The 23252-nt window shown below is 33.1% G+C and carries 21 protein-coding genes; 16 read left to right on the forward strand and 5 right to left on the reverse strand.

What is annotated here, in order from left to right:
- A partial coding sequence (locus H8909_RS07095) for a DDE-type integrase/transposase/recombinase (protein WP_187012323.1) occupies positions 1-534 on the forward strand: 534 nt, incomplete at its 5' end.
- A gap of 179 nt (positions 535-713) precedes the next feature.
- Here the strand turns inward: H8909_RS07095 and H8909_RS07100 are convergent.
- Positions 714-3371, reverse strand: a complete 2658-nt coding sequence (locus tag H8909_RS07100) for a transglycosylase domain-containing protein (RefSeq protein ID WP_187012324.1) — start codon at positions 3369-3371, stop codon at positions 714-716.
- The gene (gene recU, locus H8909_RS07105) at positions 3368-3967 is read right to left on the reverse strand and encodes a Holliday junction resolvase RecU (RefSeq protein ID WP_022424206.1); all 600 of its coding nucleotides are present in this window, start codon (positions 3965-3967) and stop codon (positions 3368-3370) included. The genes H8909_RS07100 and recU overlap by 4 nt, the downstream gene beginning before the upstream one ends.
- A gap of 121 nt (positions 3968-4088) precedes the next feature.
- Here recU and H8909_RS07110 point away from each other — a divergent pair, with 121 nt between their 5' ends.
- Positions 4089-5006 carry a D-alanyl-D-alanine carboxypeptidase family protein gene (locus H8909_RS07110; protein WP_187012325.1) on the forward strand — a complete coding sequence of 306 codons (918 nt, stop codon included), beginning with the start codon at positions 4089-4091 and terminating at the stop codon, positions 5004-5006.
- A gap of 20 nt (positions 5007-5026) precedes the next feature.
- Here the strand turns inward: H8909_RS07110 and H8909_RS07115 are convergent, their stop codons facing one another.
- On the reverse strand, positions 5027-5647 hold the full coding sequence (locus H8909_RS07115) for a TetR/AcrR family transcriptional regulator (protein ID WP_187012326.1): 621 nt from the start codon (positions 5645-5647) through the stop codon (positions 5027-5029).
- 253 nt (positions 5648-5900) lie between these two features.
- Here H8909_RS07115 and H8909_RS07120 point away from each other — a divergent pair, with 253 nt between their 5' ends.
- From H8909_RS07120 to H8909_RS07150, 7 genes are all read left to right on the forward strand, one after another.
- Positions 5901-6896 (forward strand): L-lactate dehydrogenase, encoded by a 996-nt coding sequence (locus H8909_RS07120; RefSeq protein WP_117459836.1) that lies wholly within the window; start codon positions 5901-5903, stop codon positions 6894-6896.
- Positions 6897-7011: 115 nt separating this feature from the next.
- Positions 7012-7725 (forward strand): DUF2238 domain-containing protein, encoded by a 714-nt coding sequence (locus H8909_RS07125; protein WP_117459834.1) that lies wholly within the window; start codon positions 7012-7014, stop codon positions 7723-7725.
- A gap of 56 nt (positions 7726-7781) precedes the next feature.
- Positions 7782-9185 (forward strand): TrkH family potassium uptake protein, encoded by a 1404-nt coding sequence (locus H8909_RS07130; RefSeq protein WP_238928244.1) that lies wholly within the window; start codon positions 7782-7784, stop codon positions 9183-9185.
- Positions 9186-9196: 11 nt separating this feature from the next.
- Entirely contained in the window at positions 9197-9871 is a 675-nt protein-coding gene (locus H8909_RS07135) for a potassium channel family protein (RefSeq protein WP_117459830.1), read from the forward strand.
- A 43-nt stretch (positions 9872-9914) separates the two neighbouring features.
- The gene (locus H8909_RS07140; RefSeq protein ID WP_187012328.1) at positions 9915-11672 is read left to right on the forward strand and encodes a hypothetical protein; all 1758 of its coding nucleotides are present in this window, start codon (positions 9915-9917) and stop codon (positions 11670-11672) included.
- A 96-nt stretch (positions 11673-11768) separates the two neighbouring features.
- A complete protein-coding gene (gene proS / locus H8909_RS07145; RefSeq protein ID WP_187012329.1) occupies positions 11769-13208 on the forward strand; it encodes a proline--tRNA ligase in 1440 nt (479 codons plus the stop codon).
- A 268-nt stretch (positions 13209-13476) separates the two neighbouring features.
- A complete protein-coding gene (locus tag H8909_RS07150) occupies positions 13477-16410 on the forward strand; it encodes an LTA synthase family protein (protein WP_187012330.1) in 2934 nt (977 codons plus the stop codon).
- Positions 16411-16419: 9 nt separating this feature from the next.
- On the opposite strand, the gene H8909_RS07155 is transcribed toward H8909_RS07150, so the two are convergent.
- A complete protein-coding gene (locus H8909_RS07155) occupies positions 16420-17007 on the reverse strand; it encodes a pentapeptide repeat-containing protein (RefSeq protein WP_439647244.1) in 588 nt (195 codons plus the stop codon).
- 68 nt (positions 17008-17075) lie between these two features.
- Here H8909_RS07155 and H8909_RS07160 point away from each other — a divergent pair, with 68 nt between their 5' ends.
- From H8909_RS07160 to H8909_RS07180, 5 genes are read left to right on the forward strand one after another with little or no spacing between them, the layout of a single operon-like run.
- Positions 17076-17903 (forward strand): pyridoxamine kinase, encoded by an 828-nt coding sequence (locus tag H8909_RS07160; RefSeq protein WP_187012332.1) that lies wholly within the window; start codon positions 17076-17078, stop codon positions 17901-17903.
- Position 17904: 1 nt separating this feature from the next.
- Positions 17905-18549, forward strand: a complete 645-nt coding sequence (locus H8909_RS07165) for a TatD family nuclease-associated radical SAM protein (RefSeq protein WP_187012333.1) — start codon at positions 17905-17907, stop codon at positions 18547-18549.
- Positions 18550-18551: 2 nt separating this feature from the next.
- Positions 18552-19286, forward strand: coding sequence for a tyrosine-protein phosphatase (locus H8909_RS07170; protein ID WP_187012334.1), 735 nt, complete (start codon positions 18552-18554; stop codon positions 19284-19286).
- Between the two features lie 51 nt (positions 19287-19337).
- Positions 19338-19715, forward strand: a complete 378-nt coding sequence (locus H8909_RS07175) for an MG284/MPN403 family protein (RefSeq protein ID WP_187012335.1) — start codon at positions 19338-19340, stop codon at positions 19713-19715.
- Between the two features lie 45 nt (positions 19716-19760).
- Entirely contained in the window at positions 19761-19985 is a 225-nt protein-coding gene (locus tag H8909_RS07180) for an acyl carrier protein (protein WP_022424221.1), read from the forward strand.
- Positions 19986-20013: 28 nt separating this feature from the next.
- Here H8909_RS07180 and H8909_RS07185 read toward each other — a convergent pair whose 3' ends face one another.
- Positions 20014-21642: a putative polysaccharide biosynthesis protein gene (locus H8909_RS07185; RefSeq protein ID WP_187012336.1), complete on the reverse strand. Its 1629-nt coding sequence runs from the start codon at positions 21640-21642 to the stop codon at positions 20014-20016.
- Between the two features lie 167 nt (positions 21643-21809).
- On the opposite strand from H8909_RS07185, the gene pyrF reads away from it, so the two are divergent.
- Positions 21810-22514, forward strand: coding sequence for an orotidine-5'-phosphate decarboxylase (gene pyrF / locus H8909_RS07190; protein ID WP_117459559.1), 705 nt, complete (start codon positions 21810-21812; stop codon positions 22512-22514).
- A gap of 2 nt (positions 22515-22516) precedes the next feature.
- Positions 22517-23155 carry an orotate phosphoribosyltransferase gene (gene pyrE / locus H8909_RS07195; RefSeq protein ID WP_117459560.1) on the forward strand — a complete coding sequence of 213 codons (639 nt, stop codon included), beginning with the start codon at positions 22517-22519 and terminating at the stop codon, positions 23153-23155.
- Positions 23156-23252: the final 97 nt, after the last annotated feature.

Consider the following 23252-nt stretch of genomic DNA (forward strand, 5'->3'; position numbering starts at 1 on the left):
GAGTTCAAATATGGAAAGAATAATGAAAATAAGCTATATCTAAGCCTGATACTAGATCTTTATGACAGATATCCAGTAGGATATGCAATTAGTGACCATAATGATAATAAACTTGTCTTCAATACATTCAGATCAGCTGTAGAAGCTAATCCAGGAGCACATCCATTATTTCATAGTGATGGTGGCTACCAGTATACGAGTCCAATATTTGTACGTATACTTAAGGATAATGGCATGGAACAGAGCATGTCCAGAGTTCACTGCTGCATTGATAATGGACCAATGGAAGGATTCTGGGGAATACTTAAATGTGAGATATATAATTATGGGAAGAAATATGAAACAAAAGAGGAATTAGAAGAGGCAATAATAGAATGGATAAGATATTACAGTCATGAAAGATATCAAAGAAGATTTGGTGTGAGAACACCTTATGAAGTAAGAAGTGAAGCATTATGCAATGAGAATCCAGTTCAGTATCCAATACCTGAGAACAAGGCGATACAGAAATATAAGGCGGCACATTATGCATAAAAATATGCCTGCCACTACGTGGCAGGCATGGGTACATGTTTTTAATTTTTTCACCTGTCTACTTGACAGGGGCGGTTCAAATAAGGTCTCTTTTTTATCGTGTCCATTTTACAGGGTCCATTTTAATCCCTATGGATTCTTTTTTTTGAATTAAAAAAAGGATTCCTTTTTTGGAATCCTTATTGTTCTTGTGTATCAGTTGTCTGTACTGTGAAATGGATAGAACCAATAGTTTTTGTTTCACCACTTGAATTCTTTTCAGTAAATGAAATCGTATATGATCTGCCACTAGATAATCCACTAATTGTCGCACTGCTTCCACAATTCAATGATTGACTATTACCATTACATGTCACAATCATTGTATGTCCACTTGGACCAGATGTGCTGACATTGACTGAAGTGGCTGAAATAGTTGCTCCATTTGATATAGCTGCACCATTTGCAGTAACACTGAAGGTTGCAGTACCTACATCTGTACTTCCAGTAGATAATCTTACTGACTTCTTATTAGACGTTGTGTCACCACTCTTTAGTTTATAATAACCAGTTACTGTGTATGTCTTACCTGATTCAGTGTTATATTCAAGTGTTCCACTTGTAGAAGATAATGTTTCAGTCTTTGTAGAAGAACCATCACTGATTTCTACAACACAAGTGATCTTACCTTCATATTCAGGATCATAAGAACCAAATGTGACTGAAATTGAATTATTTGAATTCAATGATGCATTAAATGATGTCAATTCAGGTACTTTATATTCATCGGCATAAGAAGAACCATCATCTACACCACTAGGACCATGTCCCTTTACAAACCAAGCAGTCAAAATCTTTTCTTCTGGTGTAGAAGAACTTGGAGATACATATGGATATACACCCTTAACCATACGTGCCTTTTCAACAGTACTTGGTGTTTCATAGCTATTTTTCATCTTATGAGTGGCAAGCTTCTTCGCAATCTTTGCGGCAATTGATTTTGCATCATTCATACCACTTGCAAGATATTTATGTTTCTTTGTAGATATTTCTGCAGGAAAACCATTCCAGCAGGCCCATGCATAATCAGGTGAATAAGCACAAAGCCAATGGTCTTTATCCTTGCCAGCTAAAGCTGGGATAGTTGCATCAAAGTTAGAAGTACCAGTCTTTGCACCAATCTGAGAACCAATATCAAATGCTGAGTAGCTTCCATTGCTCTTTACATAGCTTGTCATAACCTGACGAAGTAAGAAAGCAGTAGAATCTTTCATTCCTTCACTTGCCTGTTTTTGAATATCATCATCTACATTAATAGTTTCACCAGTTGTATTAATCACAATCTTCTGAATTGTATGTGGCTTAATATATGTACCACCATTTGAGATAGCTGCATAAGCAGCTGCCTGCATAGTAGGTGTTGTACCATACTTCCAACCACCAATAGCATAGTTCAAGTTGAAATCTTCATCGTCCATGTTATAGCCTAAACCTTTTAAGAAGCTAACAACCTGATTATTACCAACCTTCTTAAGAACACTATTTAAAGTATGAATAGCAGCTAAGTTCCATGAATTTGCAAGAGCATCTTCAAGAAGCACATCATCATGGTAATTGTTATCCCAGTTCTTTGGATGCCAGCTACCCTGAGTAAACTCTGAGTCATCTACTGTATGTCCAGTAGACCAGTTGAGATATTCAAATGCAGTTGCATAGTCAAGAATAGGTTTGATAGAAGAACCTGGCTGTCTTCTATTCTTTAATGTATAAGCATAATCTAGATAAGTCGCATCAGAATTATTCGCACGATAATTTTTCGCACTCATCAAACCAATAATACGGCCAGTTTTTGATTCAAGCACTGAAGCAGCTGCCTGCATCTCCCTGTCAGTAAACTTATAGTTCTTACCTGAAGAAACATCATCAAGATATTCCTGCATATCATGATCCATATAAGTATAGATAGTCATCTTAGTTTTATTAGGATCATAACCTAATTCTTTTACTTCCTGAGTAACACGATCTACATAAGAAGCATATTTTCCATTTGTCTGAATAGGATCATATTTTAATATGTTTTCAACCTTTACGCTTTTCGCATTATCTCTTTCTTTTTCACTAATATATCCATGTTCATACATCAAGTTAAGGATAATATTTCTTCTTTTTGTTGCAAGAGTTAAATTCTTAAATGGATCATATGAAACAGGGGAATTAATTGTACCTGCAAGTAATGCAGCTTCTGGTAAAGTTAACTGATCAGGGCTCTTTCCAAAATAATAGTAGCTTGCTCCATAAATACCAATAGAACTATTTGACTTACCAAAATAAATCTTATTGAGATATAGTTCAAGTACTTTCTGTTTAGTAGTCTGCTGAGTCGCTTCAATAGAAAGAATGACTTCTCCAACTTTTCTTTCAATTGTTTTTTCTGCATCTGGATAATATGTTTTTTTGATAAGCTGCTGTGTAATTGTAGAACCACCTGCCACAGTATGACCTGCTAAAATATTTGACATAAACGCTTTAATAATACGTGGAATATCAAAACCATTATGTACAAAAAAACGAGAGTCTTCTGCAGCAACTACAGCATCAATCATTACTTCAGGAATATCATCATAACTTACATATTTCCCAATAGAACTACCATACTTGTAATAGGTTTCTCCATCTTGAGAAACCTGAGAAGAGTAGGAAGTTGTTGTAAGATTATCAATATCAAAATTACTGATTTGCTGATAAATCTTAAATCCAAGGTAACCACTACCGCTCGCTACAAGAACACATAATGCGATAATACATATCTTAATTGTTTTCTTTATCTGCTTAGGGTCCTTGGTTGATTGAACTTTCATAAAGTGTCCTCCTTAAGGTAAAATTCATCGATTACATCTAAATAAGCGAGTCTTGGCTGATAGCCCTGCTTAATAAGATGTCCACTTTCTTTCACTTCATCATAACTTATATGCTGCTTCTTGTCATGAAAAAAGCGCTCTACCATAATCGAAGCATCTAACAAATAAACTTCTCCTACAGATGTGAAGGCAATAATAATAAAGGCAATTCCCCCATGACGTGAGACACGTGCGAGATGATTGATCTGATGCTCAGAAATATTACGAAAAGGAAATCGTAAAGATTTAGTTTCTTTTGCTTCAAAATCAATATATCTGCCTTTATAAATTCCATTATAATCCGTAGTAGAAGGGGCCTGATAGTATGCTTCAACTATACGGGCTTTATTTCGTGAAGGATAATCGACTTTTACAATCTGGATAGGTGTCGGTTTTTTATATATGACAGCCTGATCGACAGATAAGTAATAGGTGTTAGATAGGTTGATGTCTTCTTCTAAGCTCATCCCACGAAAAGCAGTATAATGCTTACTTGTAGATTTCTTAGGGATAGACATATTAGCCGGTGCCTTTTTAAGGTTTGGATAATTAACCATACTATTTCTCCTTTACCAAATCATTATAACATATTATTATTCAAAAAAAATGAAAAATGATGGAAGAAGATTGATGAATAGGTTTAAAATAGTTATTATGTTTCAAAGAGGTGATTAAAAAATGAAATATCGTAAATGGATTACAATGATATGCGCTGCATTCATGCTTTGTGCATGTACTTCAAAGCAGCCAGAAAAAAAGAAGACAAATACAATCTCGCATACTGCAAAACAAAAAGAAAAGAAAATTAAATCTATCCCTCAACCAGCACTTAACACAGAAGAAGCGTCTGCAGTAGTGATGGATGCAGAAACAGGCAAGGTATATTATGTGAAAAATGAACAGGAATCACGTTATCCTGCTTCTACAATTAAACTATTAAGTGCCCTTGTCGCAATAGAGTATTATAAAGATGATGAACTTCTTACTACAAAGAATATCATGTCTTTACCAGATCGTGTGTTTGCCTATACTGAACCTGTACATGATGGTGAACAGATTCCTTTTAAAGATGTTATTCGTGGTATGCTTTTAAAGAGTTCTAATGAAATGGCTTTAACTCTTGCTGAAAACTATCAAGGTGGTTATGATGCGTTTATTAGTGCAATGAATAAGAAAGCAAAAAAACTAGGCTGTCAAAAGGTAGAGGTGTCTAATCCTCATGGACTCAGTTATGCCGAAAAGGGATGGCTTAAAGAAACATGCAGTACAAAGGATATGGCACTTATTGCGAAAGCATTTTATAAGAATAAAGAGTTAAGAAATATTATTTCTACACCAAACTATACTTTTGAATCAAATCAATATCGTACAATGCAGAATGTAAAGATGACCCAGCATGATTCTCCATATTATGATGAAAGAGTCATTGGGGGAAAGACAGGTTTTACTAATCTTGCGAAAAGATGTTTGGTTACTTATTCTAAGGTAAAGAATAAAACAATCATTACAGTTGTATTTAAAGAAAACTCACGTGAAGAAACTTTTACAGACACTAAAAAGCTTCTTGATTATGTGAATGAGGTTTTAGCAGCATAGAAAAAATGCTGCTTTTTTTATTAAGCAGCATGAAGTAAAGTACGTATTAAATCAAATAGATAAGGCTTATAGTCCTCAATAGGGCAGGGAACCTTATTGACAATACAGCTAAAGCAAGTTGAACCTACAAGCTCTACTATAGTAAAGAAGGTAATATCAATATTTTTAATATTAAGATTCTCTCTTTCTACACCTTCCTTAAATAATTCATATAGACTAAGATGATCTGTTTCTTCTAGAATCTTTGTGAGTTCCTGTGAGTAGACACCAAGAGATAAGTCTTTATTCATTAAGGTAAGATATGTAGGATTGGCTACAAGAGCATTAATCACATGATTGATGATAAAGATCATAGAATCATCAAAATGGGTGATCTCAGGATGTTTTTTTAATTCTTTCATAGCCTCATCGAATAAATCAGTACTGATTTCCTGTACAATGTGGTTTCTAATATCATATTTGTCTTTGAAATATAAATAAAAAGTACCTTTTGCAACCCTTGCTTTATTTACAATGTCAGAAATAGATGTATTATTAAAATTCTTTTCTGCAAATAATGCAGTGGCACTTGCTAGAAGACGTTCCCTCTTTTCTTCTTTATTCTTTTCTATCTTAGATTTAATATCACTCAGAGCATTCATATAAATCCCTCCAATATTTATTATACCAATAAATGACCACAAGTCAATTTAAGTCACATTTTCATTACAACAAATTTGTAACAATGAATTCGCTTACACTTGCATTCTCTGAAACATCGAAAGCGGTAACATCAAAAAAGCATGGATTTATCAACTAAATTTAAATGAATTTTTTTATTTAAATAGCAAATATTTTATTGTATTTAGGAAATGATTATACTATACTTCTAGGTATAGGAGAGTGAAATAAATTATGGCAATGACAGATTATTTAAATGATATGCCAGCTCAGGGTAACCGTAAAGTTGTTCTAGTTGGTACAGGTTTTGTAGGTATGAGTATGGCTTATACTTTAATGAACCACAAAGGTATTGATGAACTTGTATTAGTTGACGTTAATACTGAAAAGGCAGAAGGGGAAGCAATGGACTTAGTTCATGGTTTACCATATGCAAACGGTAAATTAAAGGTTTATGCAGGTGATTATTCTGACTGCACTGATGCTAACGTTATCGTTGTAACTGCTGGTGCAGCTCAGAAACCAGGTCAGACAAGACTTGAATTAGTTGCAATCAACACAAAGATCATGGCTTCAGTTGGTAAGTCTATTAAGGAATCAGGATTCAATGGTGTAATCGTAGTAGCTTCTAACCCATGCGATATCATGACTTACGTAATGCAGAAGGCTACTGGTCTTCATCCATACCAGGTTCTTGGTTCAGGAACTATGCTTGATACAGCAAGATTAAGATATGAAATTGGTAACTTCTTTGAAGTAAACCCAGCTTCAGTTCATGGTTATATCATGGGTGAACATGGTGATAGCTCATTCGTATCTTGGACAAATTCTTATATCGGATGTAAATCACTTCTTGAAGTAGTTGAAGAAAGAAAAGTACCATTTGATCAGTTACAGAGAATTTACGAACAGGTAAGAGATGCTGCTTATGAAATCATCAATAAGAAGAGAGCAACTTACTATGGTATCGGTATGTCTCTTGCTAGATTAGTAGATGCTATCTTAAACAACGAAAATACAGTACTTCCATTATCATGCTACCTTGAAGGTCAGTATGGTCATGAAGGTTTATATATCGGTGTTCCAGCAATCATCAATAGAGCAGGTATCCGTGAAATCTTAACATTACCTTTAACTGAATCTGATCAGGAAAAATTTGACAGATCTTGTAGCACATTACAGGAAATCATTAATACTACTGTAACTCCAATTCTTGAAGGAAAAGAATAAGATTGATTTTCACTTGAACTCTTAGGCTTGCGCCTAGGAGTTTTTTTGCTTTACATGAAATTAAGATTCATAATATGTAAAGTGTGCTATAATAGATAGACTAGGAGGGAAATTCATGAATAATAACGAATTTGAATATAGTGAAAAAACAAAACGTCGTGTTAGAATCTTTAAGAGAATTTTATCGTTTATTGTACTTATTCTTGCAATTGCGACAATGGTTGCTTTATTCTATGTAAAAAAAGAAAAGATGCGCGTTCGCTTGTTTTTCTCATTATTACAATATATTGCGATGAGTATTGTCTTAATCTCCCCAAGACTTTTAAAGAAATTCGCAAACTTTGAAGTACCTGTTGAAGTACATATCAGTGTTACTGCCTTTGCGTTTTTAGGACTTGTGCTTGGTGATGGTTTAAACTTCTATGGAAAGATTGGCTGGTGGGATTCATTACTTCACTTTACTTCAGGTATTATTCTTTCATTTATCGCTTTATGGCTATTACAGATGCTTATTCTACGTAGAAAATACCTTTTTATGCATCGTGCATTGTTATATATATTTGTAGTTGCTTTCTCACTTGCAGTAGGGGCGGTATGGGAATTATGTGAATATACAGTAGATGACATTTTCCATACAAATAACCAGCAATATATGGCAACTACACGTGCGACTATCGTATCAAGTGATGATGAACCATTAGAAGGACATGATGCTCTCGCTGATACAATGAAGGATCTTGCACTTGATCTTGCAGGGGCTATTTTAGTAGTATGTTATGAATGTTCTAAGAAAGAAATTACACAATATTATGTCTCTAAGAAAGACTAGTATTGGATTTATCACATCTTGGTGTTAGAATAGATGCGATTATAGGAGATTTAGTTATGAAAGATATTGTTTTAGCTAGGCGAAAGCATTCTGGCCGACTTTCTGCACCAAAGAAAGTATCACTTTCTTTTCTTGCAGTAATTATAATAGGTGCTATAGTACTTTCTTTGCCATTTTCAAATAAGAAAGAAGCTGCAAGTTTCTTGGATAACCTCTTTATTGCAACATCTGCTGTATGTGTAACAGGGTTATCACCTTTGACAGTTGTGGATCAATATAACCTCTTTGGTCAGACAGTTCTTATTATTCTTGTTCAAATTGGTGGTCTTGGATTCTTAACTTTCTTATATCTTTTCTTGTTTCTTGCAAGACAAAGAATTACATTAAGTAGAAAACTTGTCTTTACTGAAGCACTCAACCAGAATTCTTTAAGTATGCTTCCAAGACTTTTGAAAACTATTTTTATTTATACTGTTTCAATAGAAACGATTGGATTAATATTCTTCTCAATGTTTTTTATACCTCGTTTAGGTGCCCTTAAAGGCTTATATTATGGTATATGGCATTCCATTAGTGCATTTTGTAATGCTGGATTTGATCTATGTGGATCTACATCACTTATTGCATACAACACAAATCCAATTATTAACTTTATCGTACCATTTGAAATTATCATGGGTGGTCTAGGTTTTATTGTGGTATTAGATATTCATGATAAATATATTAAAGAAAAGAGAAGATCATCAAGCTTTTCGTGGCGTCATCTATTTGGCAGCTTTGCCCTACATACAAAGATAGTATTAATGATGACTGTATCGTTGGTTGTTATAGGTACATTATTATTCTTTATAATGGAATTCAACAATCCTGCAACGATTGGAAAAATGAATTTAGTAGATAAGCTTGTAGTCTCATTCTTCCAATCAGTCACTACACGTACTGCTGGATTCTCAACAGTGGATATGTATTCTCTTAATAGAATCACAAAAATATTGATGTGTTCTCTTATGTTCATCGGTGGTTCTCCTGCATCTACTGCAGGTGGTATTAAAACAGTTACTTTTGCACTTGTATTACTATTAATGAGAACAACTTATCGTGGTATTGAAGAAACAACAGTATTCCAGCGTCGTATCAAGAAAAGAACACTCGTAAGAGCTTTTTCTATCTTTTTCCTTGGACTAATGCTTTGTATTATTTCATCTTCTATTATGCTTATAACAGAACCTAAACAGGATTATTTAAATATCCTAATGGAAGTATTCTCAGCATTTGGTACAGTAGGACTGAGTGCATCTGTTACACCTGCATTAAGTATAGTTGGTAAATGCGTAGATATTATCTTGATGTATGCTGGACGTATTGGTCCTATTTCATTAATGATTTTATTTACTAAACGTTCACATGATAAAAATACAAAAGAATTTAAATATCCAGATGAGGATGTACTTGTTGGCTAGGAGGAGTAAACATGAGTAATAAACCAAAACAGGTCGCTATTTTAGGATTAGGTATCTTTGGAAGCACACTTGCTGAAACATTAGAAGACTTCGGAGTAGAAGTTCTTGCAGTAGATATTGATCCAGTATGTGTCAGTAGAATTAAAGACAATGTTACTAAAGCAATCGTAGCTGATGTTACTGATCGTGAACAGCTATTAGAACTTGATATCAATACATTTGATGTGGCTGTTGTAGCTATTTCTAAACATTTTGAAGAAGCAGTAACATGTACTTTATTATTAAAGGAATTAAATGTCCCTTATGTTATTGCGAAAGCACGTACTAAACGTAAGAAGATCATTCTAGAAAAAGTAGGGGCTGATCGTGTTATTAATACAGAAAAAGAAATGGCTTATAAGCTTGCTAAACATTTATTAAGACGTTCTATTGTAGATTTAGTAGAACTTGATGAAGAATATTCTATCGTAGAAATTAGGACACTTAAGGATTGGGAAGGCAAATCACTTTCTAATGTTAATATCCGTCGAGTTTATGGTATGAACGTAGTAGGTATTAAACCTCAAGGTTCACCTAAGATGACAATGGACTTTAGTGCTGATTATATTATTCAGCCAGGAGATCACTTCCTTGTTGTAAGTAAAACAAAAGAAGTAGAAAAATGGGATTTTCTCACTAAGGAATAGCAAAAGGCTATTCCTTTTTCTATAATAGTAATAGGAGGATATTATGAACCTATTACAACTCACAATAGAAACTTTTGATAAGAATGTTGAGACTGACTTTACTTCTTTTAAGAATCATATAAATTATATTGAAGATCATAATACAGTCGTCAATGGTCTCACATTCGCTTTTTTTGGCTTAACAGAAATTATTATTAAGAGAGTTTATCTTACATTTGAACTAAACAATATCATACATACTATTGAATGTGTGTATCAATCAGGAAGATGTATTCTTCGATGTGATGATCTAGAAAATGAAGAAGCCAGGCACCATATCCACAATATTTTGAATATGAATTATAATCAATTCCTACACCAATTTATTATGCCTGCTTCTTTTATAGAAACTTGGATTCAATCACCTACAGAGGCACTTATGCGTTCCTTTCTATCTACAAAATCTGTCACGACGAGTGATACAAAAATGATAGAGGAACAGATTAATGACACAATGGCTTTCTTAAATAGTTATGAAGATTATAAGAGTGCATGTGCTTATATTACTAAGAATAAGCCTTATCTATCTCTCTATTCCAATCATTTAGATCAACTAGAAAAATCACTAGAAGATAAGAAAAAGAAAGTATTACGTGAAATTGAACTAGTCACTGAATTAGATGATATGGAAAAGAAAGCAGCTATCAGAAAGCAGCAACAACAGACAATAGATAAAAGAAGAGAAGGACTCAATGCTTTATCTTTACTCTATGATGAATACTTAATATCACAGGATCATCTATTTGATTTAGAAGCATCTTATACACGTGCTGTGTATCTTTATGGTAGTGAAAATGATGATTATATGCGTATGTATCATCATTATATGAATAGTATTGCGGGTATACTTGCAAAGGATTTAAAGGAAGGAACACCTTGCCCTGTATGTGGCTCACTTCATCATCCTAAACCTTGTTTAATAGAAGGAAGAGAAATATCTCGGGAACTTCTTTTTAAGAAAGAAGCTATATTAGAAAAAACAAGAACAGATTTAGAAAAGAAGCGCTTAGAAAAAGCAACCTATATGGTACGTCATCAAAGACTCATAGAAAAGATTATAGAAAAGAAAAAAGAATTAGATATTACAGAAGATATTTCTAAAGAAATGTTTATTAGAGAACTCAGTATATTAAATACAGATTATTTATCTCATTATAAGGAGGATAAGAAGCTCTTAGATGAAATAGGTTATCTACATAAATTAGAAAAACATCTTCCAGCACTTAAACAGGATTATCATGAAATACTTATGGCAATTGAAGAAGTCAAAGAAGAATATCTTACATTACAGAAGAAGATTAAACATGCAGAAAAGTTCTGTGATGAAATCATTCAAAAATATTCTTTTATTATGTATGTTGATGAAAACATCATAGAAAATAAGAAGAAAGAATGTTTGAATAATCAAAAGATACTTACATTACTTCATAAGCAGACAATACCTCTAGAAGAAGATGTCACATCTTTTATCACGCAGTTAATGAATACTGCTAACCGTTTACTCAAACAAATCACCCATGATCGTCTTCAACTTATACTTGATAATAAACTTTATCTTCAAGAAGAGGATCATCTTTCTCTGGTGAAGGATTCTACAATGCTTGGCTTATGTATAATTGTTTTAGGATATAGTCTATCTTCTATGATTTCACATCAGGATATATTATTCATTGATCACTCATTACAGGAAGATTATCACGAAACATTAATCAATACACTCTCTATATCCCCTTATTTTTCAAGACTCTATATTACAAAATAAGTGAATATAACACATTATTATCATCATGATTTGGATTAATCCTTTTCATTTTCCCAAAAATAGTTATAATATTATCGTACAAGAGAGGAGAAAGTTATGGCAAAAAATAATATTAAAAATGATGCAATTACACCTAGAGACGTTGATTTTGCACAATGGTATACAGATGTATGTCGTAAAGCAGAATTAATGGATTATTCTAGTGTAAAAGGATTCATTATTTATCGCCCATATGGTTATGCTTTATGGGAACAGATTCAGAGTTATATGGATAAGAGATTTAAGGAAACAGGACATCAGAATGTTTATATGCCAATGTTAATTCCTGAATCTCTATTAAATAAAGAAAAGGATCATGTAGAAGGATTTGCACCTGAATGTGCAGTTGTGACTAGAGGTGGTTTAGATGATTTAGAAGAACACTTAATCGTTAGACCTACTTCAGAAACATTATTCTGTGAACATTATGCTAAGATTGTAAATTCTTATCGTGATCTACCAAAGAAATATAACCAGTGGTGTTCAGTAGTAAGATGGGAAAAGACTACAAGACCATTCTTACGTGGTTCTGAATTCTTATGGCAGGAAGGTCATACAATTCATGCTACTGAAGAAGAAGCTCGTTCTGAAACATTAATGATGAGAGATATCTATGAAGAAACTGCAAAAGAATTACTTGCAATCCCAATGTTAACAGGACGTAAGACAGAAAGAGAAAAGTTTGCAGGTGCAGAAGAAACTTATACTATTGAAGCATTAATGCATGATGGTAAGGCTCTTCAGTCTGGGACATCTCATTACTTTGGTCAGGGATTTGCGAAAGCATTCAATATGACATTCTTAGATAAGGATAACAAGTTAAAACATGTTTATCAGACATCTTGGGGTGTATCTACAAGATTATTAGGCGCTATTATCATGGTTCATGGTGATGACAATGGTCTTGTATTACCACCTAGACTTGCTCCTACACAGGTAGTTATTATCCCTATCCAGCAGAAGAAGGCTGGTGTACTTGAAAAAGCAGATGAAATCTCTGAACAGTTAAAAGCAGCAGGTATGAGAGTAAGTGTAGATGCAAGTGATAAATCACCTGGATGGAAGTTCTCTGAAGCAGAAATGCGTGGTATTCCAGTACGTATTGAAGTAGGACCTCGTGATATTGAAAATGGTCATTGTGTTGTTGTAAAACGTAATGATGGTGTTAAGACTCAGATGGACTTAGACGAAAATCTTCCACAGGCAATCCATGATACATTAGAAACAATTCATCAGGAAATGTATGATAAGGCAGCAGCATTCTTAAATAGCCATATCACTCGTGTTAATACTTTAGAAGAAGTAGGTCGAGTATTAGATGAAAAGGGTGGCTATGTCAAGATGAACTGGTGTGGTGAAGAAGCATGCGAATTAAAGATCAAAGATCTTTATCAGGCAACTTCACGTTGTATCGATGAACATGAAGAAGCAGATGGCGTATGTCCATGCTGTGGTAAAAAAGCAAAACATGTAGTTTATTTTGCAAGAGCATATTAATAAAATGAATCTCAACAAGAATTTGTTGGGATTTTTTTATATAGGTAACTTCTCAAGCCTAAGTGCCTTTTCTAAGCTTGTACTTAGCTTTGATATGCTTGCAGGAAGATTAGAAATATTCCCGATGTTGATGATTTTTTCTAAGACATTATGGAAGCAAGGACAATTATGTCCCTTTTTTTCATGCATTTTTATTACATTGTTTAATGCTATTTTTTTGTTAAGATGATATAATATTTAGCGTTAAATATGAAGAGGAGTAAATAATTTGAAAAAGACACATACAGCGCATCTATCTTTAATAATAGGGACTCTACTGATGCTTCTTGATCAGCTCTTTTGGACATCCCATGCAAAACATATCAATATAAGTAAAGTAGGTACTTTAATGAGTACCATCCAGGTCCAGCATATCATCACACTTATAGGGCTAGACCTTGTTATTATATCCTTAGGATATATTTATTCTAAAAAAGAAAATAGTTTTGCAGAAGCACTTAAACTATGGCTTTATACAGTTGTTGTAGGACTCATCTCTACAATCATTTGTTTTTTGCTTACCAAAAAAATAGATACAAATGCAATCTATTCAATCTTCTTACCAATAATTAGAAATGTATCACCTGTAATCACCGGTGTTATTCTCTCTTTGATTTGTTATCCATTTATGAAGAAGGTAAACCAACGCTATTTAAAATGGATTCTTTTAGCGCTTCTTCTTTTACCAACACTAAGTGGTATTGACTCACTAGGATTAAGTGATGGATATAGTATCTCGTTCACATTTATTTTATTTTATCTAGGTGTAATCGAAGCATCAGAAGAAAAACGTTTTTCAATCATCTCTTTAATTCTCCTTTGTTTAATGAATGTGCTATGTGTCACTATGATGCCATTATGTTCTAAGATTGTACATGGAGATATGTCCACTGCATTACGCTTTACTACATCAATTTCATTCTTTGAAGTAATGATTGCTATTTATTTTATTCGTCTTTTAAGAAATGTTCCATTCTTTAATAAATGGTCTTTTATACGCTATATTCCTATTGCTTCTCTTGTCTTAATTGGAGCAGGACGATTAGAAAACATTGTATCCTGGAATGAAGATCTTGTAGGAACATCATTTAATAAACTGTTTAGACAAAGCGAATTAGAAGCTTTACTCATTGTCTTTGTCATCTTCTTAGTCACATTCCTTATTAAACAAATTCCACAGGTTAAAAGAGTAGTTAAATCAATAGAAGAACATTTTAGTGACTTTGAATTAAGTAATCAATGGTTCACTAAAGAAGCTCAACTGATTAAGCAGTATTTAAAGAATCATAGAATCAATATCATTATGCTGCTATGTGCTTACATTCTTTCTTTTGCATCATTTATCGCAATGAATACAAGTTATAATATTGAAATTAATGCGATAGAAACATACAATATTTTCTGGTACACACTCTTCGCAAGACAATTCTTTGTCTTACTTAATACACTCATGCTTGTCTTAGTAGCGCGTTTCCTTATGGCTATTACAAGACGTTATTGGGTATCTGTCTTGATTACTGGTTTTGCTCAGATTGTTATTACAGTAGCCAATCGCTTAAAGGTTATTTATCGTGAAGAACCAATTATTCCAGGAGATCTTGCAATGATTAAAGCCTGGAAGAGTTTACTTGGAATGATGGGTAAAAATATCATTATTGCAAGTATTGCATTAGTCGTTTTAGTCGTTATTTTGATTATTTATTTAGAAAAGAAGCATCCTTATGCTATTCATATGTCTCTTAAAAAGAGTATCATCTGGGTTCTTGTAACTTCTATATTTTTCAGTGGTACACTTCTTTTTAATCATGATGGCTCTTATGTTAATGCATTAATGCGTGATCTAGGAGATCAGCCTTATTTCTTTAATCAGCTATTTGGTGCAAAGGTCAATGGTCCTCTTTTACAGTTCCTCAATAATATTGATGTTTCTGTTATGAATGAGCCAGAAAACTATAGTAAAGAAACAATGACACAACTCTATAAGAAATATGCACAAGAATCTGCAAGAATTAATAGGAGAAGAAGAAATGATTGGGATGATCAGATAGTAATTATGGGCTTATCTGAAAGTTTTGCAGATCCATATCGTATCCCTGAACTTACTCTTGCAAATGACCCTATTCCTTATATTAGAAGTTTAATGAAAACAACGACTTCAGGACTTATGTATAGTACAGGTTATGGAGGAGGAACAGCTAATATGGAATATATGGCTTTAACTGGTTTAAACCAAGGGTTCTTCTCTGCTGCTTTAACACCTTATACGCAGCTTGTCCCAACACAAAATCAAGCCTATGCTTTTTCTCGTCTATTTAATCAGGCGGTTGCGATTCATCCATATATTGGTGTTTATTATAGTCGTCAAACAGTTTATCAAAATTTTGGCTTTAATAAGTTTATGTATTTAGGCTCTAAATATCCAATCAAGCATCAATCTTCTATTGATCGCAGTGCTTATTTATCAGATGAAACAGCTTATGCAAATACAATAGATGAAATTTTAGATGCTCAAGGTAGTAAATTCATTAACCTTGTCACTATGCAGAACCATTTACCATATGACAACAATTACTATGATGGTAAAGAAAAATATGCAGCAAGTGGTAATGCAGTCACTAATGACTATGTTAGAGGAATGGTAGAAGAATATGTGATGGGACTTCATCATACAGATGAAGCAGTGAAGAACTTTATTGAAAAGATAGATAGTATTAATAAACCTATCACATTTGTCTTCTATGGTGATCATTTACCTGGCATTTATTGGGATACAAACAATAATAATATTCTTCATCAGACAGATTATTTTATCTATTCTAATAAATATGCAAGAAGACATCTTGGTAGAAGAATTTATAAACAATATGATCTTGTAGCACCTACTGATTTTATGTCACTTGTACAAAAACAAACCTTAACTAAAACAACACCTTATAGTGCATTATTAGAAAAGGTTCTAGATGAATTACCTGTTATAACTACAAAAGCCGCAGCAGGTTCTAAAGAAGAATCTGATGCAGCTATGATTAATGATAATGGAGAATTGATCAAATATGACGATCTCTCATCATCACAAAAAGAGTTATATAATGACTATAAGCTTGTCCAATATGATATGACAGCAGGAAATAATTACCTTGAGAATATGAATTTCACTCGATGAGGCATTTCATTATGCCTCTTTTATTTTGATATTTAATAAGTGAATAAAAGCAGATGCTTGCATTTCATCAATGATAGCACCACTCACATCCTGAGGAGTTGCTTCAATTGCTTCAATAAGACATGTAGATAAATCTACGTTTTTAAGTGGTGCATGAATAAACGATGTTTGAATCATTCTGCATTCCTTATATTTTGTCTTATTCATCGTAGTATCTTGAAATACAGCTTGACTCAAATCACATTGATTAAACAGTGTCTCCTTATTTCTCATAAAAGAGAAATTTGCAAAATGACATAAACAATTATTGAAGATCACCTGATCAAAGCTAGATTCAGAAAAATCACTTCCTAATAACTTGCAATTATTAAACTGCACTTGTCTAAACATACAATTATTAAATTTGATATTCGATAAATCACATTGATTAAACACTGTCTGATAGAAATAACAATTCTCAAACACAATATCCTGTGTTGTAATATTGTTGAAATGACATTGATGGAAATCACTCTGTCGGTATGTCTCTTCTATCAGCCAATCATTCTCATATGTTTGATTTATTAACTTATTTTCATTAAAATCCATTTCCTTCACCTCATCTCTATTATATCGTTATTGAAAAAAAGTGTCAATATGATAAAATACTTGTACGAGGTAAGACTATGAGACAAAAAAGAATGGCTTTAATCAATGACATAACAGGCTTTGGAAGATGTTCTATTGCGGTTATGGCACCAATTATATCAACTATGCGTATTCAGGCTGTACCAGTACCTACAGCTATATTATCAACCCATACGCAGTTTCCTGTATATCACTTTGATGACTATACTAAACATATGCCTGAATATATTCAGACATATAAGGATTTGAAACTAGAATTTGATGGCATTGCGACTGGTTTTCTAGGTTCAAAGGAGCAGGTAGAAATCGTTATTGATTTCATTCAATCCTTTAAACGTAAAGAAACATTTGTATTAGTAGATCCAGTTATGGGAGATCATGGACATTTATATGCGACATATAGTAAAGAAATGGCAGAGAGTATGAAGAACCTTGTTCATTATGCAGATATTCTCACACCAAACCTAACAGAACTAGTGACACTACTTGATCGTGACTATCCTGAAGTCATTCCTTCCAAAGATGAATTAGGACAAATGTGTTATGAACTTTCTTTAAAAGGACCACAGATGATTGTAGTAACAGGAATACCAATAGATGCCTCACATATTATGAATTTCATTTATGATCATGGTAAAACGTCAAGTATTATTGTGGATCGTATTGGACTAGATCGTAGTGGGACAGGGGATGTCGTATCAAGTGTTATTGCAGGAGGCTATTTAAATAATCATTCTTTTTATGAATGTGTCAAAAAAGCAACTGAATTCTCGTCTCAATGTATCGCCTATAGTGAAGAAATAGGCACACCAACTTATTATGGCTTATGCTTTGAACAATATTTAAGTGAATTAGGAGATTTCTAACATGACTATTTTATATACACTTTATAAAAATACTTATATTGATCTTTCACATTTAGGCTCTACTAAAGGAGTGACATGCTATGTGAATACAACAAATCGTTGTCCATGTGCATGTACATTCTGTTTAAGACAAACTAAAGAGATGATGGAAAATAACTCTTTATGGTTAAAAGAAGAACCTTCTAAAGAAATGATTATTGAAGAGTTTAAGAAATACAATCTCAATGATTTTAAAGAAATCGTCTTTTGTGGATTTGGTGAACCAATGGAAAGATGGGATGATATCAAAGAAGTCATTGATTATATCCGTTCTGTTAAGAAGGATATGAAGATTCGTATTAATACGAATGGTTTAGCTAATGATATTTATGGTAGAGACGTTACTCCAGAATACAAAGGACGTTTTGATACAGTCTCTATCTCATTAAATGCCCCTACAAAAGAAGAATTCCTAGAATTGACACGTTCTAAGTTTGGTATTTCTTCTTTTGATGATATGCTTGATTTCGCAAAGAAATGTAAGGCTTATGTACCAAATGTTGTATTAACTGTTGTTGATATTATTGGTGAAGAAAAGATTGAAGCATGTCAGAAAATTACAGATGAAATAGGTGTTACTTTAAGAGTAAGACCTTTTGAGGAGTAAATATGCAATATATGACAAGTGAAGAGCGTTTAATCGCTCTAGATAAGATGACAAATACAAGAGATCTAGGTGGATATGAAACACAGGAAGGCTATTATACAAAAAGCCATCATTATATCCGTGCATCTTCACCCGCTAATGCGACTGAAGGAGATCTAAAAAAGCTTTATGATTATGGTGTGCGTGTGACTATTGATTTACGTTCTGATTTTGAAAAAGAAGCCCAGCCATCACCATTTAAAGACTATCGTGATGTAGAAAATATTGAAATCAATTTAATGGATGATGCAGTCGTTAAGGTCGTACCAAGCGAAGTAAAAGAATATAAAGATCTTGGCGGTGTTTATATTTATATGTTAGAAGCACATCAGAAGCAGATCAAAGCTGTCTTTGATGTCTTTAAGGATCATTTATATGAAGGTGTTTTATTCCATTGTAGTGCTGGTAAAGACCGTACAGGTATTATTGCGGCATTATTACTAGAACTTGCAGGATGTTACGATCATGATATCGTTAAGGACTATAGTGAATCTTATGCCAATAACCATGAAATCATAGAAGCACTTAAAGAAATGATGGATGAAGATACAGAAAACTTCCTTACATCTTCACCACGTTATATGATGATCTTCTTAGATTATCTAAGAGAACATTATGGCAGTGCCAAAGCTTATTTATACCATATCGGTATGTCTGAAGAAGATATTGAAGATATTAAACAATCTTTTATCATTTAATGAGAAAAAACACTTCTTATAAGGTATATACCTATAGGAGGTGTTTTTTTTATGAACAAGAAAGAAAAAATCAGAATCATTAGATTATTACTTAAACAATATGAGAAAGATAAAAATATACTTAACTCATTAAACCATGCTAACTTATATCCTTCAATTAACTATGAAGATTACTATCAAACTTCATCGTCCTCTAAAGAAGACTATTTACTTCATAGAATACAATTAAAACAGGAACTCACTAAACGAATTATATTTATTGAAAAATCTCAATCTATTATAGGTGATGAGTATTATCATATTATACTAGAAGACTATTTCTATGAACATAAACATTGGTGGAAGACATATTATTCCCGTGCTACTTATTATCGCCGACAAGAAGCAGCTATTAATGCATTTTTTGATTATGTGACAAGTATATTGTAATTGTGGGGAAAATTGCGTTATAATTAGTGTTGTGAGGTGAACAACATGAATTATTTCGATAAAATCAAAGAAGCTTTAAGCAGTAAATTAAAAGGCCAGGAACTTACATTAGATTCTAACCTAAGAGATTTAGGTATTGATTCTCTTGATGTTGTAGATTTAATTATGGACTTAGAAGAAGAATTAGGAATTGAATTCTCTGATGAGGAATTAATGTCTATTCATACAATGAAAGATGTATGTGATTTAATCGATAAAAAGAAGGCATAAGAAAATCCAGACAGGTGTCTGGATTTTTTTAAGCTTTGTTTTTAAATAGTTTACGAATAATTTTATCTACATAAGGCACACCACTCAACATTTCTAAATGATCCTTGAAGATAAATAGAATACTGAAGAAGTAGACAACTACACCTACTATTATTGCAAGAATAAGTGGAATAAAGACACGATGGAATATCTTGAAAAGTAGATAATATGAACCATAGGCACATGCACCCATTAAAATAGAAGCAACTAATGGTAATAAGACAGCTGTTTTAAAATTAACATGATAACCTACTAATCTATTTAAAGCATATTGGTTACTTATACACATTTGTAAAGCATAAAGCATAGTTCCAATAACAAGTAAATAAATACCTACATCTAGGAATTGTGATGGTACTAATACAAGCATTAATACTAAAATCACAACATGAACAACTAAAGCTTTAGCTGCGTTTCTTAAAGGGACTTTAACTGCTCCAATTGCCTGTAAGATACCGTTAGATAAAGTAGATAAACCATAAAGGACAATCGCAGGAGCACCTAGAGTCAGTGCAGTAGATGCAATTTTTAAAGTTTTAGGCTGTGGGAAGATTAATCCCATTACAGGATAAGCAAGAACACCCATGCCTACAGCAGCAGGAATTAAAATAAGCATAGTAATAAAAGTACTATTTTTAATATTTGCACGTACTTCTTTTAAATCTTTTAATGCATATGAACTAGAAATAGCTGGAATAGTAGCTGTACTCATAGCACTTGCGAGAGCAACAGGAACATTCATCAACACAACAAATTTACCTGCATAAACACCATAAAGTTTAACAACATCAATCAGTGCAACACCACGTGCCTGCATAATACCATAGAAGATAAACATATCGATAGTAGAAACTAAGTTATAGATACATGTAGAAATGATGATTGGTGTGACTATATTTAAAATAGAACGGAAGATGGCTTTGCCTGATTGCACACGAGGATCTGCGTCTGTTTCATTAATCATATGTCTGCCTTTTCTAAGGTAAACACATACCATATAGATAAGAGCAACAAGAACACCAAATCCAGTACCTAAGGCACTTCCTCCGGCACCACGACTTGCTAGTAATGTATGATTATTTGCATATGGCTGAATAAATAAATAAGCAGCACCAACAGAAACAACAGCATTCAACATTTGTTCAATAATCTGTGAGACTGATGTATAAACAGTTGTAGAATAAGCCTGGAAATAACCTCTTAATACACCTACTAAACCAGATAAGAAAATAGTAGGACATAAAATTCTTAATGCGAATACTGCATTCTCAGTCACAATCCAAGGGGCTAAGATAAATGTAAGCAAGGCAGCAGATCCACCTACGACAACAATATAGATCAGTGCACATTTAAAAATCTTACGGGCATTATTATACTGACGAAGAGCGAGCTTCTCACTGATTAGCTTAGAAATAGCTGTTGGAATACTGTAAGAAGAAATAAGTAATACCATCGCATAGATGTTATATGCTGTAGAGTAATACCCATTCCCTTCATCACCAATTAAAGCGGTTAATGGACTTCTATATAAGACGCCGATAATACGAACAAGTATACCTGCGAGTGCAAGGATAGAAGCCTGCTTAACAATCGATTTAGATTTGTTCAAAATATTCACTCCTTATAAAATTCTTTCATTTTTAATTTATATCATTTTTATATGGTTATTACAATATATTCACCAAAACATCTGCTAAGTTTTTATAATAATATTTTTAAAAATCTCCCAGGTTTATATGTTTTATGATATACTTCATAGAGAATAAAAAAATTGGAGGGTAGTTTATGACTAAAAGCAGAGTAATTATTGCACTCGATTTCAAAAACAAAGCTGATGTTCTTGAATTCCTAGATAAATTTGATGAACCGCTCTTTGTGAAGGTAGGTATGGAACTCTTCTATGGAGAAGGACCTGCAATCATTCAGGCTATCAAAGAAAGAGGACATTCAATCTTCTTAGACTTGAAATTACATGATATTCCTCATACAGTAAAGATGGCTATGAAGAATTTAGCACGTCTTGATGTTGATATCGTTAATGTTCATGCATCAGGTTCTAAGGCTATGATGCAGGCTGCAATTGAAGGTTTAGAAGAAGAAAAGGGCAAGGATCGTCCTTTATGTATTGCAGTTACATGTCTTACTTCTTTAAGTCAGGAAGTATTAGATGATGAATTAGGTATTCATGAACCTATTCAGGATGTCGCAATCAGATGGGCTAAGAATGCAAAAGAAGCAGGACTTGATGGTGTTGTATGCTCACCATTAGAATCTAAAGGTATTCATGATGCAGTAGGAGCAGATTTCTTAACAGTAACTCCAGGTATCAGACTTGCAAGTGATGCTAAAGATGACCAGAAGCGTGTGACTACACCAGCTATGGCTAAAGATATGACTTCTAGCTATATCGTAGTAGGACGTACAATTACTAAGGCAGCTGATCCAGTAGCTGCTTATAAAGAAGTATTTAATCAATTTCAAGGAGAATAATAATGAGTAGAGAAGAATTAATTGCGAAAGATTTATTAAGTATCAAGGCTGTATTCTTAAGCCCTGATGAACCATTTACTTGGGCTTCAGGTATTAAATCACCAATCTATTGTGATAATAGATTAACTTTATCTTATCCAAAAGTAAGAAATGATATCGAAAAAGGTTTAGCTGAATTAGTACAGGAAAACTATCCTGATTGTGAAGTATTAATGGGTACTTCAACTGCTGGTATTGCACATGCTGCATTAGTGGCTGATATCTTAAATAAACCAATGGGATATGTACGTGGTTCAAATAAGTCTCATGGACGTCAGAACCGTATTGAAGGTGCTGTAAGAGAAGGTATGAAGGTTGTAGTAGTAGAAGACTTAATTTCTACTGGTGGATCTTCTTTAGAAGTAGTAGATGCATTAAGAGAAGCTGGCTGTGAAGTATTAGGACTAGTTGCTATCTTCACTTATGGTTTAAAGGATTCTATCAAGAACTTCGCAGATAAGGATTGTCATTTCGTAACTTTATCTAACTATGATGCTCTTCTTCCTGTTGCTGTAGAACATAACTACATTAAAGAAGAAGCATTAGAAAAGCTTAAAGCATGGAAAGTTGATCCACATGATGAAAGCTGGATGACTAAATAATTCATCTAGGAGGGGATATCCCTCCTTTTTTTTTACGTATAAATAAAGTATAATAAAAAAGGCTAATATTGCTTTTTGAAGTATAATGCTGTATAAA

Origin of the sequence: Catenibacterium faecis, from assembly GCF_014306455.1 — a bacterium.
GTDB classification, from domain to species: Bacteria; Bacillota_I; Bacilli_A; order Erysipelotrichales; family Coprobacillaceae; genus Catenibacterium; species Catenibacterium mitsuoka_A.

Excerpts from the sequence above, each read along its gene's own strand:
- H8909_RS07175 (WP_187012335.1), top strand. The coding sequence starts at position 19,338 with ATGAACAAGAAAGAAAAAATCAGAATCATTAGATTATTACTTAAACAA.
- H8909_RS07115 (WP_187012326.1), bottom strand. The coding sequence starts at position 5,647 with ATGAATGCTCTGAGTGATATTAAATCTAAGATAGAAAAGAATAAAGAA.
- H8909_RS07165 (WP_187012333.1), top strand. The coding sequence starts at position 17,905 with ATGACTATTTTATATACACTTTATAAAAATACTTATATTGATCTTTCA.
- recU (WP_022424206.1), bottom strand. The coding sequence starts at position 3,967 with ATGGTTAATTATCCAAACCTTAAAAAGGCACCGGCTAATATGTCTATC.
- H8909_RS07180 (WP_022424221.1), top strand. The coding sequence starts at position 19,761 with ATGAATTATTTCGATAAAATCAAAGAAGCTTTAAGCAGTAAATTAAAA.
- H8909_RS07100 (WP_187012324.1), bottom strand. The coding sequence starts at position 3,371 with ATGAAAGTTCAATCAACCAAGGACCCTAAGCAGATAAAGAAAACAATT.
- H8909_RS07170 (WP_187012334.1), top strand. The coding sequence starts at position 18,552 with ATGCAATATATGACAAGTGAAGAGCGTTTAATCGCTCTAGATAAGATG.
- H8909_RS07135 (WP_117459830.1), top strand. The coding sequence starts at position 9,197 with ATGAGTAATAAACCAAAACAGGTCGCTATTTTAGGATTAGGTATCTTT.
- pyrF (WP_117459559.1), top strand. The coding sequence starts at position 21,810 with ATGACTAAAAGCAGAGTAATTATTGCACTCGATTTCAAAAACAAAGCT.
- pyrE (WP_117459560.1), top strand. The coding sequence starts at position 22,517 with ATGAGTAGAGAAGAATTAATTGCGAAAGATTTATTAAGTATCAAGGCT.
- H8909_RS07110 (WP_187012325.1), top strand. The coding sequence starts at position 4,089 with ATGAAATATCGTAAATGGATTACAATGATATGCGCTGCATTCATGCTT.
- H8909_RS07140 (WP_187012328.1), top strand. The coding sequence starts at position 9,915 with ATGAACCTATTACAACTCACAATAGAAACTTTTGATAAGAATGTTGAG.
- H8909_RS07120 (WP_117459836.1), top strand. The coding sequence starts at position 5,901 with ATGGCAATGACAGATTATTTAAATGATATGCCAGCTCAGGGTAACCGT.
- proS (WP_187012329.1), top strand. The coding sequence starts at position 11,769 with ATGGCAAAAAATAATATTAAAAATGATGCAATTACACCTAGAGACGTT.
- H8909_RS07125 (WP_117459834.1), top strand. The coding sequence starts at position 7,012 with ATGAATAATAACGAATTTGAATATAGTGAAAAAACAAAACGTCGTGTT.
- H8909_RS07130 (WP_238928244.1), top strand. The coding sequence starts at position 7,782 with ATGAAAGATATTGTTTTAGCTAGGCGAAAGCATTCTGGCCGACTTTCT.
- H8909_RS07160 (WP_187012332.1), top strand. The coding sequence starts at position 17,076 with ATGAGACAAAAAAGAATGGCTTTAATCAATGACATAACAGGCTTTGGA.